General features: G+C 51.6%; 10 protein-coding genes and 1 pseudogene. 4 read left to right on the plus strand and 7 right to left on the minus strand.

Features of this window, described 5'->3' with window-relative positions; genetic code table 11:
* The first annotated feature begins 213 nt into the window (after positions 1-213).
* Positions 214-1,137: a LysR family transcriptional regulator gene (locus AB4N44_RS02275; protein WP_460110447.1), complete on the plus strand. Its 924-nt coding sequence runs from the start codon at positions 214-216 to the stop codon at positions 1,135-1,137.
* 65 nt (positions 1,138-1,202) lie between these two features.
* Here the strand turns inward: AB4N44_RS02275 and AB4N44_RS02280 are convergent, their stop codons facing one another.
* Positions 1,203-2,675: an aldehyde dehydrogenase family protein gene (locus tag AB4N44_RS02280; protein ID WP_460110445.1), complete on the minus strand. Its 1,473-nt coding sequence runs from the start codon at positions 2,673-2,675 to the stop codon at positions 1,203-1,205.
* 128 nt (positions 2,676-2,803) lie between these two features.
* Positions 2,804-4,213 (minus strand): APC family permease, encoded by a 1,410-nt coding sequence (locus tag AB4N44_RS02285; RefSeq protein ID WP_460158166.1) that lies wholly within the window; start codon positions 4,211-4,213, stop codon positions 2,804-2,806.
* A 415-nt stretch (positions 4,214-4,628) separates the two neighbouring features.
* On the opposite strand from AB4N44_RS02285, the gene AB4N44_RS02290 reads away from it, so the two are divergent.
* Both AB4N44_RS02290 and pobA read left to right on the plus strand, forming a co-directional pair.
* A complete protein-coding gene (locus AB4N44_RS02290; RefSeq protein WP_460110442.1) occupies positions 4,629-5,969 on the plus strand; it encodes an alginate export family protein in 1,341 nt (446 codons plus the stop codon).
* Positions 5,970-6,091: 122 nt separating this feature from the next.
* Positions 6,092-7,276 (plus strand): 4-hydroxybenzoate 3-monooxygenase, encoded by a 1,185-nt coding sequence (pobA, locus tag AB4N44_RS02295; protein WP_460110440.1) that lies wholly within the window; start codon positions 6,092-6,094, stop codon positions 7,274-7,276.
* Between the two features lie 122 nt (positions 7,277-7,398).
* Here pobA and AB4N44_RS02300 read toward each other — a convergent pair whose 3' ends face one another.
* The 3 genes from AB4N44_RS02300 to AB4N44_RS02310 form a co-directional block, all read right to left on the minus strand.
* The gene (locus AB4N44_RS02300; RefSeq protein ID WP_460158167.1) at positions 7,399-8,301 is read right to left on the minus strand and encodes a DMT family transporter; all 903 of its coding nucleotides are present in this window, start codon (positions 8,299-8,301) and stop codon (positions 7,399-7,401) included.
* A 210-nt stretch (positions 8,302-8,511) separates the two neighbouring features.
* A complete protein-coding gene (locus AB4N44_RS02305; protein ID WP_460110439.1) occupies positions 8,512-9,054 on the minus strand; it encodes a cysteine hydrolase family protein in 543 nt (180 codons plus the stop codon).
* Between the two features lie 88 nt (positions 9,055-9,142).
* Positions 9,143-10,033 carry an MBL fold metallo-hydrolase gene (locus tag AB4N44_RS02310; RefSeq protein WP_460110437.1) on the minus strand — a complete coding sequence of 297 codons (891 nt, stop codon included), beginning with the start codon at positions 10,031-10,033 and terminating at the stop codon, positions 9,143-9,145.
* 186 nt (positions 10,034-10,219) lie between these two features.
* Between AB4N44_RS02310 and AB4N44_RS02315 the strand changes: the two genes are divergently transcribed.
* Positions 10,220-11,230, plus strand: coding sequence for a GlxA family transcriptional regulator (locus AB4N44_RS02315; protein ID WP_460110436.1), 1,011 nt, complete (start codon positions 10,220-10,222; stop codon positions 11,228-11,230).
* Positions 11,231-11,261: 31 nt separating this feature from the next.
* On the opposite strand, the pseudogene ydiJ reads toward AB4N44_RS02315, so the two are convergent.
* Both ydiJ and AB4N44_RS02325 read right to left on the minus strand, forming a co-directional pair.
* Positions 11,262-14,314 (minus strand): annotated as a pseudogene (ydiJ, locus tag AB4N44_RS02320) (D-2-hydroxyglutarate dehydrogenase YdiJ).
* A gap of 131 nt (positions 14,315-14,445) precedes the next feature.
* Positions 14,446-15,084 (minus strand): RraA family protein, encoded by a 639-nt coding sequence (locus AB4N44_RS02325; protein WP_460110434.1) that lies wholly within the window; start codon positions 15,082-15,084, stop codon positions 14,446-14,448.
* Positions 15,085-15,091: the final 7 nt, after the last annotated feature.

Below are 15,091 nucleotides of genomic sequence, written 5' to 3' on the forward strand. Positions count from 1 at the left end.
GCATTGTGAGGGGCGATTCAAGCTTCATCGAGATGCCTAATTAAGAGAAATTTTGAGCGAATGGCCCTGATTGGGTGCATTATTCGATTGGCAAAGCGACGCGGGGTTTCGCAGGTCGGGTAGAACTTCGCTGCTTTGCGCGAATGCAGTGATTTGCATGAATTTTGCTAGGGATAGCTCTCCACACGCTTCGTGAGTAGCAGGTACCCCGCAATGGACACAAGACAGCTTCTCTTAGCAACAAGGCTTGCTGAGACCCTCCATTTTGGTAAAGCAGCCGAGATCGAGAACATTGCGCAATCTGGCTTGAGCGCTCAGATCGCTAAGCTTGAGAGCGAGCTGGGCTTCAGATTATTTGAACGTACCAGTCATCGTGTTTCATTGACTGAGGCAGGTCAGGCTTTCATAGACCAAGCTCGCACGCTTCTAGGGAGCATGAACAATACGATCCTGGAATGCCGTGCCCTAGCTGAAAACAGTCGTGGTGTTCTAAAGTTAGGCTTTTTTGGTGATGCTGCGGGTGAACTCACCCACCTTATTTTTACACTCTTTCAGCAGAGCAATCCTGGTATCCGGTTGGTGTTTACTGAGCTGTCCATGACAAATCAGGTGCAAGCGCTCATCTCTGGTAAAGTTGATGCTGCGCTCGTTAGGCTACCGATTTGCGATCCGCGTCTTGAGCTCGATGTGATGTTTGATGAGCCGCGAGTCGCTGCCGTACCGGCCAATCATGAAATGGCACATGCCTCGATCCTTACTATTTCAGACTTGATCGAGCAACCATTCGCGGTAGCTGGTGAGGGAGCTCCCACCGAATGGGCTGCTTACTGGAGTTTGGGGTCGGAGCGGCATGAAGCCTGCCGGATTGGAGCTTATGTCCAATCGATTCCTGAGAGCTTGGCTGCTGTAGCCTATGGTGGGGCGTTTGATACGTTCCCTCTGACAGCCACACGCTTATTCAGCCACCCAGGCGTGCGTTACGTACCTCTGGCTGACGCTCCACGTAGCTCATTGGCTTTGGCAACACTTGCTGGTAACAGGTCGCCATCAGTTAGATCGCTTCGTCGCTGTGTTGCAGAGACTCTTGAAAGCTCTCTGTCCTGCATTCCTGAGGCTCGTCGCAGCGATGTGGCGTAATTGCTCCGAGCCCCAAGAGTGTATGCACCTATCCTCCAATCAGTTCGTAAACTGATGGAGCTTACTCAGAAGGGATAGTGGCGTGGTTCCCGCTGAACAGATACCCATTGAGTAGTTGTGAACTCATCAATTGCCCAGTCGCCATTGAATCTGCCTAGGCCTGAGTTCTTCTCCCCACCAAATGGGACGTTAGGTGCATCTGCAACCGGCATGTCGTTCACATGAGCCATACCGGAATGGATCCGTCGAGCAAATTGCACCCCGCGTTCGATGTCTCCCGAAAAGACCGCAGCTGAGAGTCCAAAACGTGTAGCGTTCGCCAGCTCCAGTGCGTGATCGGCATCCCGCGCACGCATTATCCCGGCGATAGGCCCGAAAATTTCTTCGTAGGCTAACTCCATGTCGGACGTCACTTCAGTGAAAACGTGCGGTGCAAATACGAGCCCTGCGGATTCGCCAGCGTACGCTAAGGTTGCGCCATCGGCTTTTGCCTGGTCGACCTTGTGAGCTAACCCGGCGAACTGTTTGCGGTTGATTACGGGCCCAACCGAGGTCGCCGGGTTCTTAGGATCACCCATGACCAGGTTACTAACGCGCTGAATGAACAGGGAAACAAATGAGTCGTAAATCGGCTCTTCCACAATGATTCTGTTGATAGCCATACAAATTTGGCCCTGATGCAGGAATTTGCCTACAACAGCCGCGTGAACAGCTTGCTTGAGATCCGCATCAGCTAGCACTACGAAAGGGTTGTTGCCGCCTAACTCCAACGCCACATGTTTCAAATAGTCGCCGCTACCAGCTTGGCGGGCGATGTTTTGCCCAATGGGGGTTGATCCTGTGAAGGAAATAAAGCTTGGTGCAGGATGGAGAACGAAGTCATCGCCGATCTCTGATCCCGCTCCTACCACCACGCTGAGAACTCCTTCTGGGAGCCCTGCTTCTTCGAAGATGCGCGCAAGCAGTAGGCCTCCGGTGACGGGAGTGTCACTGGCCGGTTTCACCACTACAGCGTTGCCGAGAGCCAATGCTGGTGCCAGAGATCGCTGGGTAAGATGGAAAGGGAAGTTCCAAGGACTGATTACCCCAACGACGCCAAGTGGGCGTCGATAAACGCGGCTTTCTTTATTGGGGACATCGGATTCCACGATGCGGCCATGAACCCTGCTTGGAAATGAAGCAGCCTCTAAAGTGATAGCTTTAGCTGATGCCCATTCGATCTCAGCTTTTATCCGCGTGCTCCCTGATTCAGAGATGATCCATTCAACCAATTCGTCATGGCGCTCATCAAAAATCTGAGCAGCTTGTAGAAGCACTGCCGCTCGTGTAGACGGGCCCTTTGCCGCCCAACCGGGTTGTGCCGCTGTGGCTTTAGCATAGGCTTCATTCAAGTCGTCCTTGTTAGCCAAGGCAATCTCAAGCAGCGTTTGCTGGGTAAACGGGTCGCTAACAGTCATGGAACGGCCCGTCCGGCCTTCGCGCCAAACTCCTCCGATCAACTGCAGATTTAGGTCGCTGTAAGGATGATTATTGTTCACGTTATTCTCCGAATTTGATGACGACCGTAGCTTTGGATTCTGGGTCGATTGCCTTACTAGGGTGGCCCCACAACTAGAGCACCACCCGTTGATATTTTTTCAATGTTGCTATTGGGGAGGTAGTCGCTTCAGGAAATCGCCGGTGTTACAGGGAAATCCCGTTTGGCTCGGAGTCCATTAATAACCCCTAGTAAAGCTGCTACGACAACCAGCCAGGGCAGAAGCGTTGCGATACCTTCCTTAGCACCGGTCAGTTCGTCGAAATTCGCTACGGCAAGAATAACGGCAGATGCCAGTCCACACCCCCCCAGAGTTGGAGCGATTACACCCTGCCATTTACTGCACTTTTGAGTCTTGAAAGTAAATCCAACGACAGCTGCAGCACCTAGCGTCTGTAGGGCCAGGACTGCGAGGGTGCCAAGCCCAACCATCCACAGATAGAGATGCTGTATCGGGTCTGCATTGGTGACCATGAAGACCCCGACCGCGATGACGGTCGTGACCGAAAGCACAACGCTTGCAACATGTGGGCTAGCGTGTTTCGGATGTACTTGGCTGAGCTTTCGCGGTAGGAAGCTGCTGCGAGCCAGTGCGAAAAGATAACGGCTCAGGGCATTGTGGAAAGAAAGTAAAACCGCGAATACGCTTGTGACTACCAAGATTTTCATGATTTCTGTGGAAAGGGCGCCGACATACTGCGTATTCGCACTGAATACGAAGTTGATCATGTCAGCGCCGGCGACACTCTGAACATCGCTATTCGCATATGCCAGGCCAAGGCACCACGTCGTAAGCGTGTAAAAAATACCAATGATGGCAATGGCTACGTATGTAGCAAGGGGAACGGTGCGACTTGGGTTCTTCGCTTCTTCCCCATAAATGGTTGTGGACTCAAACCCAACAAAGCAACAAAACGCGAACATCAATGCCACCCCGAGACCAGGTGTGAATATCTGAGAGGGCATGAAGCCATTCCATGAGAAATTCTTTGCATCCGTTTGGGCGATGACCGCAATGTCAAAGACAAGGAGGATTAGGATCTCGAAAATCATCAGCACGCCTAACACCTTGGCTGACACTTTTACGTCCATATATCCGAAGATCCCTACCAGTCCGATGATGAGAAGAGCTACCACGCGCCAGTCGACATGCAGTCCCGCCATAGACTGTGCAAGGTCTGCCCCGAAGGCAGCGAATTGACCGTAGATGCCGGTCAACATAGCGATATAGGCAAGTATCGCGATTCCGCCAGCCGCATTGCCTACTGCTCGGCCTAATCCGTGGGTAACAAGTTCCGCGAAACCACCAGCGCTGATCACATGGCGACTCATCGCTGCGAATCCAATTGCGAAAAGGAGCAGGACAAGCGATGCGATCAGATAGATACCCGGGGCACCTGCACCTCCCATAGCGAAAACTACAGGGCCGGCGCCAAGGGTAGCGCCGAGCGGGGCCGCAGCTGCAATTACGAAAAAGACGATGTCGGAGACACCTAACGATTTGGGCTTAAGCCCTGGTTGTGACGGCTCACTTTTCATACAGGCCTCCCCTACATCAAGACGGGATTTGAATTGTTATTGGTAGCCTGATTTTTCGCTCAGTGAATCGGGCTGGCAATCCGCAAACGCTGATCGTTCGATCTTAGTCGGTGATTGAACTGACGCTTGGTCGTAATCAAGTGTAGGTATGCATTGACCTTGGTTGCTCGGTTGGGCGATTGCATCATCGCGCTTTGATCTTAAGTTGAGATCATTCGATCAGCAAAACACCATTGCCAAATACACCTCAAGGCTTAAAAAATCAGTCCGCCTGATGCCGCATTTTTTTGGGGTGGTTGGGTTTGATTTTTGTGCACATGAAATCATTAGACCTTGCTGGAGAATGTCGGTTTTCGTTGTAACTAAATTCTGCCAAATTAATTCCTGATAAATATAATAAATAGAAGGGCGCATTATGCCGTTTAATTCTGAAAGTAAAAAATTTGGTTGTGCTTCGGTGGCATTGGCGATAGGCGCTTTAGCCTTGCCCATAGAGTCCCGAGCTTATGAATTATATAGTCAGGACGGTAATGTACTTAACTCCAAAGTCGAGGCGGTCTTCGCTGTGATGCACAGTGACGAAAATTACGCCACAACTGGTACGAAAGATTCAGGTTCTTCAAACTGGCGAGAGGGCTTCATCAAATATGGGCTGAATGGAAGCAGCAAATTTCAAAACCAATCGAGTCTATACGGTGCCTTTAGCCTCCTGAGTTCAGGGACGTGGGGTGATGGCGATGCAGCGGGCTTTACAAAAGGCTCCGAGCGGCGGACTGCAGTTGAAGATGCCTATCTTGGCTGGCGCTCTGGAAGCCTTTTTTCTAGTCTTGGCGAAAACGGTATTGAAATTTCAGCCGGTCGCCAAGAGGTAATCGTTGGGGATGGTTTTTTAATTAAAGGTGATGCGCTTAGTCTAGGCGATGTCGATCTTGGTAATAACTTTGATCGGGGCGGCGCTTATTATTTAGCTCCTCGCAAAGCATTTGATGGAACTGCCGTGCTCCGTATTGGTGGAGAAAAAGGGTGGAGGGGTGACCTGATGTGGCTGGGCTCAGATAATCGAGCTCAAGCCGAAACAAAGTTAGCTGTCGCTACTTTAGAGAATGTGGCCGATGAGGGGACTTTAGGCCTCACATATATTAAAGGCCTGGATGTAAATGAACGTTTTGCTACTCCATTCCAATCAGAGCGTGACGGTATGCAAACCGTTAGCCTACGAGGAGCAGGTTCTTTAGGAATCGAGAATTTGAATCTAGCTGTCGAGTACGCGACCCAAGACACAGACAGTGGTCGAGAAAATGCTTGGTATATGGAGGGCAGTTGGACTTTTGCATCTGTTCCATGGTCGCCCAAAGCCACATATCGTTATAGTCGCTTTTCTGAATCTTTTGACCCGCTGTTTTATGGCAATAGTCGAGGATATGGCACTTGGTTTCAGGGCGAAGTGGCATCTAATTATGCAGGCCCTTTCAATAGTAATACCCGTGTTCACCACGTCGGATTGAAGGTCACTCCACGCGAAAATCTCACAATAGGAGCGCTTTACTTCGACTTTGATCCAATTGATCGCAGCCTAGCTAACCTCGGTGGAAGAGAATTCGATATATATGCTGAGGTGGCGGTTTCGGATCATGTCTTCATCAGTCCTGTATTGGGGTTGTATAAGCCAGATAAAGCTGCGAGCCAGGGAGGTTCGCAGTTAGGTAGTGAAAATACTAATACTTACGTACAGCTCATCGTAGGAACTTCCTTCTAGATTGTCTCGTTCAAACGCGTCTAGCTTGATGAGTTGCTTTGTGTGAGTTCGGCATAAAGCATTCTACAGAACGGAAATAAGAAGAATCGCCATGGTGGCATTCACCCGCTTAGGACAAAAAAATGAGAACAAAAGTTGCAATTATCGGTGCTGGCCCTTCTGGTCTCTTGCTTGGTCAACTGCTCCTAAAGGCTGGCATTGATAATGTCATTATCGAACGGCAGAATCCTGACTATGTCCTGGGGCGTATCCGTGCGGGCGTGCTTGAGCAAGGGACTGTCGATTTGCTGCGACAAGCGGGTGTTGCCGAACGAATGGATCGCGAAGGTCTCGTTCATGACGGATTTGAATTAGCGTTCGATGGGCGTAGTGAGCATATAGACCTTAAAGGTTTGACCAATGGTAAAACTGTAATGGTTTACGGTCAGACCGAAGTTACTAGGGATCTAATGGAGGCTAGAAGCTCCAGCGCAGGCATTACTTACTACAACGCCACGAACGTACAGCCGAAAGATATAAAATCCACGGCGCCTTACATCACCTTCGATCATGATGGATCGACTGTTCGCTTGGACTGTGACTACATCGCAGGCTGCGATGGATTCCATGGTGTGTCGCGAAAGACTATCCCGGATGGGGTTCTTAAGGAGTTTGAGCGTGTCTATCCATTCGGCTGGTTAGGGGTGTTAGCGGATACACCTCCCGTGAGTGCTGAACTCATCTATGCCAGCCATGAACTCGGTTTCGCTTTATGCAGTATGCGGTCACCTACGCGCACCCGCTATTACATTCAGGTACCTAGCGATGAAAAAGTCGAAGCTTGGTCTGACGATCGTTTCTGGCAGGAGTTGAAAAAACGGCTCCCTGCAGAAACCGCTGACAGGCTCATAACTGGCCCGTCCATTGAAAAGAGTATCGCTCCACTTCGCAGTTTTGTCGTTGAGCCTATGCAGTACGGAGCCCTTTTTCTGCTGGGTGATGCGGCGCATATTGTGCCTCCAACCGGTGCAAAAGGCCTTAACCTTGCGGCCAGCGATGTGAGCACACTCAGCCGCATTCTTTTGAAGGTTTATCAAGAAGGCCGTACAGATCTTCTCGAACGCTATTCTGAAGTTTGTTTGCGTCGAATCTGGAAGGCTGTGCGTTTCTCATGGTGGATGACTTCAATACTGCATCGCTTCCCAGGTAATGATGATTTTGGGCAGCGAATTAAGCAGGCCGAGCTCGACTATTTTGTGCGCTCTGAAGCGGGGCGTCGGACTATCGCAGAAAACTACGTGGGACTCCCTTACGAGACGATTGAGTAAGTAAAGAAAGTCTGAGGTATCTCAAGTTACTCGCGTCATTTCTTGGGATAAGATGGGCGATCGCGAACTACCCTGGTGGGCTTGGAGTGTGTAAGGCATCAAAGTGAGTTGAGAATCGGTTCTCATTGCTTTTGACCAGATTCGCTGCGCTCACGTTTTGGCAGTAGCGCCATCGCGACACCCCCCAGTACGATGCCTGAGATCAACAATAGGTGCAGCGATATAGGCTCATTCAAAACCAGTATACCTCCAAGCGAAGCGATTATCGGAACGCTTAGCTGGAGAGTGGCGGCCTGTTGAGAGCTAATGTGCTTAATTGTGCTGTACCAGAGCGCATAACCGCAGCCTGATGCCAAGACACCTGAAGCAAGCGCATACATCACTCCAGGAGCGCTGATCTGAAGAGCGTTTCCGTACAACATGGCTGTACCAAGTATGAGCATGAATGGAAGACACCTCACAAAGTTGCCGGTGGTCTGGGCAAGTGGATTCGCAGCGCCGTTTCCGAGCAGCGAATAGGCACCCCATGCCACACCGGAAATTGTCATTAGCAGCGCACCATCCCAAGGAGGGGAGCTGGTGCCAGGTAGCAACAACATGAACAAGCCGGAAGAAGCAATCAGCATGCCGATCACCATCCTCTTATGAAAGCGTTCTCCTTGAACCCACGAGAAAATAAACATTGTTACCTGCACTGCACCGAACAAAATCAGAGCGCCCATGCCTGCACCTAGCTGAACGTAAGCGATTGAGAAGAGATAGGCATATACGAAAAGGAAAAGGCCTCCCTTCCAACTGCCACCGACAGTTAATCTGGAATTGCGAATCTTGGTTAGCATCAGCAAAAAAAGCCCACCGCTGAGCAATCGAATCATCGTAAATGACTCAGGGTCAATCTGCCCCTCCATCAACGCTTGTCTGCAGAATACTGAGTTTGCCGCGAATGCCACTAAGCACAATATCACTTGAATCACCAAGCGAGGATGACTTACACGGTCTTCTATTTTTTTTCTAGTTACTTTCATTGCGTCAGACCTGCACGACAGTAAATCGGAAATGACTTGGAATGCCATTAGATAGGGGGGTGAGCGCTGCGCAGTGTTAGAACTCGTTGCTTGCTCCATACGCGTCTGGGCCCATTCCAAAACCGATAGGGAGAGGATTCGTTTACTTTCACGCAATACTGTATGGAAACGACAAGGGGCCCTAGGGCCCCAAGACTTACAGTCGCTTAGTCAGGCCGATAGATACTCGTCCACAGACTGAACAGTGGCGTAGCCGAACTCGAACGCGGCCATTATTGCCGCATGCGCCTGAGTGGCAGGTACGGAAACACCACGAAAGGTGAGATCCAATGTGGCGCACGCATCATGCAACACAGTCACCGGATAACCCATGTCCGCTGCTGCACGTACCACGGCGTCAATGCACATGTGGCTCATTGCACCTATGACCACGATTTCATTGACATCAGCGGCTTCTAATTGCTGCTTCAGATTCGTTTCCCTGAATGCGTTGATATGTTTTTTTACGATTACGACTTCATTACCTTGCGGAACTGCGTCTGGTTGAGTTTCCGCACCACTCGATCCCTTTGCGAAGATCGGAGCATCTTCAGCGGACTCATGCCGAATGTGAAAAACAGGAACACCCGTATCGCGCGCGTGGCTGATGACCCGGATAGCATTCTCTACAGCTGCGTCGATGCCGGTTAAAGGCAACTTTCCGGTTGGTAGATATTCGTTTTGTAGGTCAACTACTACAAGACCTCGTTTCATGAGGGTCTCCCGTCGATTATCCAATGATTTGAATATTGAGCTGGGATCGCGCTTAAAGAGCTTTAATCCCGACCCAAGAAGGTTTAAGTCAAAATTCCAGTGAAGCGCCGTCCTCTGGAATATCTACGCGATTTTCGATTCCTTGCTCCTTGACGTAGGTTCGTAGTGCTTCACGTGTCAGCGAGGTATGGTTGATTGCATTCATATGCACGGCGACTATCTTCGCCATTGCCGCCGCCTGGGACGCATGCAGGACGTCGTCTTCACCCATGATGATCGCACTATCGAATCCATTCACCTTTGCTTTACCTGTATTGAGCACGATGACTTCTGGATGGTATTTCTGAATGGTCTGATCAACCTCCTTACGCCAAATGGTGTCACCGGCAAGGTAGACGGTCTTGTAGCCAGGGGCTTGAAAAACAACGCCCATGGCCTCACCCAAAAGCTTTGCGAGTGGGGGCACAGCATACATTTCGTCTGTACCGTGCTGTCCGCCTGCCTTGGTGAGTTTCACTCCACCGAATTCAGTTTCATCCTTCAGTACCTTCACATTTGTGAAGCCTTGGGAACGAACCAGCTTGGCATCGTCTTCGTGTTGCGTGAACAGCGGGATGTCTTTAGGCAGCGCTTTCTGCGCAGCTTCATCCCAATGATCGAGATGGGTATGGGTGAGGATGACCGCATCTACACCAGCGATAACTTCGGCTGGCGATTCGGTGAGATCGACCATTGGATTACGGAGATTGCTACGGTAGGTATTTTCAAATCCTGGGTAGGCTCCTTTTTTTGCAAGCATCGGATCGACTAGAAACGTGGTGTCCCCATAAGTGATTTTGACCGTTGCGTTACGAATTTGCTGCAAGTCCACTTTGTGGGCGGTGATTGGTGCTGACGAGACATCAGTATTGGCAAACGCCCATGTGCTGGCGGTAGCGCAAGCGAGGCTGAGGACAAGACGAAGTTTTCTTAAAGTCATTGGATTGATCCTATTAATGCATCGAGAGATTCATTCTTGCCGACTGCGTAGCACCACGACAGTGGCCTGAATGACATATTTCGATATAATTGGGCCAGCCGATCATTGTAGATGTGAGATACGGCGAATGAAGCCCTTGCTGCTCGAATGCGCGCTTATTTAGGCGATCAACCTGAGGCATATTTTATGCAATCCATACGCGTTGCCGTTCTGGCTTTTGAAGGCGTCAGTCTGTTTCATCTTTCCGTTCCTGGAATGGTGCTGGGGACTGCTCAATCCGCACCTGGCAAGCCTCAGTACGTAGTGAGTTATTTTGCAGAGAGCACGGGAATGGTGACTAGCGACCAAGGCATTGACCTCGCTGTCACTCATGGATTGGAACTGATGGAGGAATCTGACGTAATCGTCGTTCCCGCGTGGGGCGATCAATTAGAACCTGCATCCGCGCAACTGGTGACGGCGCTCCAGCGCGCCAATTCCCGAGGCAAGCTGATAGTCGGGTTATGTTTGGGCTCGTTCGTCCTTGGAGATGCTGGGTTGCTTGATGGCAAGGAAGCAACCACCCACTGGGCCGCCCGAGAAGAGTTTGCGCGACGGTTCCCTGAAGTGCGCTTTAGACCCGAGGTTCTATATGTCTGTGCCGGTAACATCATCACCTCGGCGGGTACTGTGGCGGCAATTGATTGTTGCCTTCACTTGGTACGCCAGCGTCTTGGCGCTGATGTTGCGAACCGCACCGCGAAAATGCTCGTAACGCCACCACACAGGCAAGGTGGGCAAGCGCAATATGTTGAACATCCTGTACCGCAGCTATCTAGCGAAACTTATCTGTCTGATGTAATGGCATGGGCTCGAGTAAACCTGACCAACGATCTGTCGCTGGATGTGCTTGCGGACATGGCGAAAATGAGCAGGCGCACATTTACGCGGCGATTCAAAGAGGCGACAGGGAGTACCGTTTCGAAATGGCTAAATGCGCAACGCGTTGCTAGAGCTCAAGAACTATTGGAAACAACTGACCTGCCAATCGAATGTGTTGCCGGGGAGGCGGGGTTCGGAACGCCTTTATCGCTGAGACAACAATTCGGCGTTCACCTAGGCACGTCGCCTTCTGAATATCGACGTACTTTTTTTCGCGAAGTGAATCCAAGCCGTAAGGCGGGCGTCAGCGAGACTAAAAGCCGAGCTGTCGACTAAATCTCCTGCCGAGGCTTAATGCTCTTGGCGTTCATGCAGCCGCACTCCTGACAAGATCCAGCAGCGCTTGCAATGGATGTAAAACGGTTACTCCGTCCTGTCGTTTCACTTGGCTTCGACATGAATATCCGTCTGCGAGTAATCGGCCAGAAGTATTATATTTTTTAACAAGAGGCGCCCAGGATTGCTTGTAGATCACTATAGAAGTGCCTGCGTTCTTCGTCTCATGCCCATAGGTGCCGGACATGCCGCAGCACCCGCTGGCTTGAACGCTCAGCTTGAGCCCCATTCGCTCATAGATTTGCTGCCAAAGGCAGATACTGCTCGGCTCATTTGTCTTTTCAGTACAGTGAGGAAGGAAGTAATACGGGGCAGCATCTTTGACGCTTTGAGCCTGTGGAAGCGCGCCGGCGAGCCACTCCTGAGGTAGTAATACGGTGGGTGTTTTGTCGCTGCCCAGCGTCTTCGAATATTCCTGGCGATACACCAGCGTCATCGCGGGATCGAGTCCTACAAGCGGTATTTCGTAGCGCTGAAGCTGACCAAGAGCTTCACTGCTGAAATGAGCGGCTTTTTCAAACGCTTTTATGAAACCTTGCACCTTCAGTGGTTTGCCATTGGGCGCGAAAGGGGCAATGTAAACTTGGTAGCCAAGCCTTGAGACCAGTTCGATCCAATCCGATAGCACAGGGGTTTCGAAGTAACGGGTAAAAGCATCTTGGACGAGGATTACGCTGCGAGCGCGCTGTTCTTTCTCCAGTGTCAATAGAAGCTCAGGGGTGGCGATTTCAACACCCCATCGACGGCATACAGCGTCAAAGTCGGTCATGCTGAGCAAAGGGGTATCGACCATTCCGGCCACATGCTCAAGGATGAAGCGAACGGGGCGAGCGCCCATGACAAAGTTGTATAGGCGTGGGACACGAGCGATGTAGGGAATCGTGTATTCCAACGAGCCGATCAGGTAGTCCTTGAGTGGACGAAGGTACCGACTGTGATACAGCTCCAGAAACCGGGAGCGGAACTCGGGCACGTTGACCTTGACCGGGCACTGCGCGGCGCAGGATTTACACGCCAGGCAGCCAGCCATTTCCTCATAGACTTCGTGGGAGAAGTCTTGCTGCCCCATTTTTTGGGCGACTGTGTTGATGGCACGTTTGGCGATGCTGGTGAAATTGTTGGTTGATCGTAGGTGATCACTGACCGCCACTACATCAACGTCTTGCTGGCCCTGCAGCCTAAGCCATTCGCGAATAAGCGACGCACGTCCTTTAGGTGAATGCACTCGATTCCGGGTGCCTTTCCAAGATGGACACATCGCGTCATCAGGATCGAAGTTATAGCAGGCTCCGTTTCCATTGCAGTGAAGTGCGGTGTTGTAGCTGCGCCAAACCCTTTCATCAATGGTGCGGTCGAGTTCACCGCGTAACGTAACCTCGTCAACCCGTGTCAGCCGAGTGTCAGGCCGCGTTTTCGGCGTTGCGATTTTACCGGGGTTGAGTTGATTCCACGGGTCGAACGCCGCCTTTAAATCCTGCAGTGCCGGGTAAAGCTCGCCGAAGTATTCAGGCACATATTGGGATCTCAATCCCTTCCCGTGCTCACCCCACAGCAAGCCGCCGTGTTTTGGGTCAAGGCGGCGACAGCGTCGGAAATAGGACGGATCAGTGCTGCCTGGGCCAGGTCTTTCATATCGAGGATCGGTCGAACATGCAGTACGCCTGCGTCGACATGGCCGAACATGCCGTACTGCAATTCATAGCTGTCCAGCAGCGCTCGAAACTCTTGAATGAAGTCAGCAAGATTTTCCGGCGGTACAGCAGTGTCCTCAACGAAGGGCTGCGGCCTGGCTTCGCCCTTGACGTTGCCCAACAACCCAACCGCGCGTTTACGCATCGCGTAAAAGCGCTTGAGTGCATCGACGCCAATGGCGAGCGTATGGCCCAGCCGCGCTACTGACGTATCGCGCTGCAGGTGCAAGACAAAGTCATGAACGCTCTGCTGGACGGCGGCTTCGTCGTCGCCACTGAACTCAATGAGGTTGATGCCCAAGGTCGGTGTGCCTGGATCTTCCGGGAAGTATTCAGCGACGCCGTGCCAGACAATGTCCTTCATCGCCAGCATCAGGACTTTTGAGTCCACTGTCTCAATCGACAAAGGCTTGAGAAGCATCAATGCCTTTGCATCACGCAAAGCGTCCATGAAGCCTGCATAGCGGACGTTGACCAAGATCGAATACTTCGGGATCGGCAAGACGCTGAGTTTGGCTTCAACAATGAAACCCAGAGACCCTTCGGAGCCGCACAGCACACTGTTGAGGTTGAACCGGTCACCCTGCTCGCGAAGATGTGCCAGGTCGTAGCCGGTAAGGCAACGATTCAATTTCGGAAAGGTTCGTTCGATCAGATCGGCCTGATTATCCGCAATGCCGACAGCGCATCGATAAACTTCACCGATCCGATCCTGACGCGCAGTTTCTTGCATCAGAGCGCTTTTACCCACCACGCCGCTGAGGAGTAAATCACCGCCAAGCAATACCGTAGAAAGCTCCAGCACGTGATCACGGGTTTTGCCGTAGGTGCAACTTCCTTGGCCGCTGGCATCGGTGTTAATCATGCCGCCAATCGTTGCGCGGTTGGAGGTGGACAGTTCCGGTGCGAAAAACAGTCCGTAAGGTTTCAGCGCGGCATTCAACTGATCCTTGACCACGCCACTCTGAACGCGCACCCAGCGCTCTTTAGCATTGATTTCAAGAATGCTGTTCATGTGACGTGACAGGTCGACGACGATCCCATCGGTCAACGACTGACCATTGGTTCCCGTTCCGCCACCTCGAGCGGTCAGGACGACAGCTCTATGCTCGGGATCAGCTGCAAGTTTCGCGAGAGTCTCGACGTCCTTAGCATCTACGGGGAATACTGCTGCTCGAGGTACACGTTGGTAAATCGAGTTGTCAGTTGCAAGTACCGTCCGCTGGCCATAGCTATAGGCGACTTCTCCTCGGAAGCCCGCTTTAGCGAGCTGCTTCACAAAATCGTCGTAGTTCACGTTTTGATTTTTGGACGGTAGCAACCGTGCGATCATGATAAAACTCCAACCGGCATGCGGCTACCTTGACCCGCCTTAAAGTGCGCATGCTCTTGACGGTCAGTTTGAATGTTTTAGCGTTACTCAGGGGACGTTAATAATACCGCCCTGGTAATCACCGACGACTCTCAGCGAATGCTCGCTCGTACTTTCTCTCTAAAACTATTCTCGATCCCATCTTGGATCTTGAGTTTCTCGGCGAGCGATGGAACCAAGTTGCGACTGATTACGATGATTCCGTCTTTGTCCCCCAAAATTGCGTCGCCCGGATTGCAAACAACATTGCCGCACGCGACAGGCGCACCGACCTGTCCAGGGCCGTACTTGGATGGGCCGGCTGGATTCACAGCGCGCGCATAGGTCGGCAGACCCATGACGCTCAGCTCCTCCACATCTCGAACTGCTCCGTCGATGACCACAGCTGAGACTTCGCGGGCTAGACAGACCTCACCCAGCAAATCACCAAAAACAGCACGGTTGGTTTCACCATTGCCATTGATCACGAGAACATCACCTGGCTTTGCATCATCCAATGCCCTGTGGATGGCCAAGTTGTCACCCTCCCAAGTGAGGATAGGCAGCACCGTTCCGTAGAACGAAGCTTTACCTGCCACATGGTGGATAGCGGAGGCCATCATTCCTAGGCGCTGCAAGACATCGCCGATCAATGCGACTGGGTAATGCGATATCTCTTCAATTTGTTTAAGGGACGCGCGCTCCCAATCTTCGCTCACGGTGATGCTTTCATCAGATACATTGATAAACATGGTGACC

Source organism: Pseudomonas sp. S3_C06, assembly GCF_054667675.1.

Bases quoted from the DNA above. Each gene is read 5' to 3' on its own strand.
- AB4N44_RS02290 (WP_460110442.1), top strand. From the start codon at position 4,629: ATGCCGTTTAATTCTGAAAGTAAAAAATTTGGTTGTGCTTCGGTGGCA.
- AB4N44_RS02275 (WP_460110447.1), top strand. From the start codon at position 214: ATGGACACAAGACAGCTTCTCTTAGCAACAAGGCTTGCTGAGACCCTC.
- AB4N44_RS02300 (WP_460158167.1), bottom strand. From the start codon at position 8,301: ATGAAAGTAACTAGAAAAAAAATAGAAGACCGTGTAAGTCATCCTCGC.
- AB4N44_RS02305 (WP_460110439.1), bottom strand. From the start codon at position 9,054: ATGAAACGAGGTCTTGTAGTAGTTGACCTACAAAACGAATATCTACCA.
- AB4N44_RS02310 (WP_460110437.1), bottom strand. From the start codon at position 10,033: ATGACTTTAAGAAAACTTCGTCTTGTCCTCAGCCTCGCTTGCGCTACC.
- AB4N44_RS02285 (WP_460158166.1), bottom strand. From the start codon at position 4,213: ATGAAAAGTGAGCCGTCACAACCAGGGCTTAAGCCCAAATCGTTAGGT.
- AB4N44_RS02315 (WP_460110436.1), top strand. From the start codon at position 10,220: ATGCAATCCATACGCGTTGCCGTTCTGGCTTTTGAAGGCGTCAGTCTG.
- AB4N44_RS02325 (WP_460110434.1), bottom strand. From the start codon at position 15,084: ATGTTTATCAATGTATCTGATGAAAGCATCACCGTGAGCGAAGATTGG.
- pobA (WP_460110440.1), top strand. From the start codon at position 6,092: ATGAGAACAAAAGTTGCAATTATCGGTGCTGGCCCTTCTGGTCTCTTG.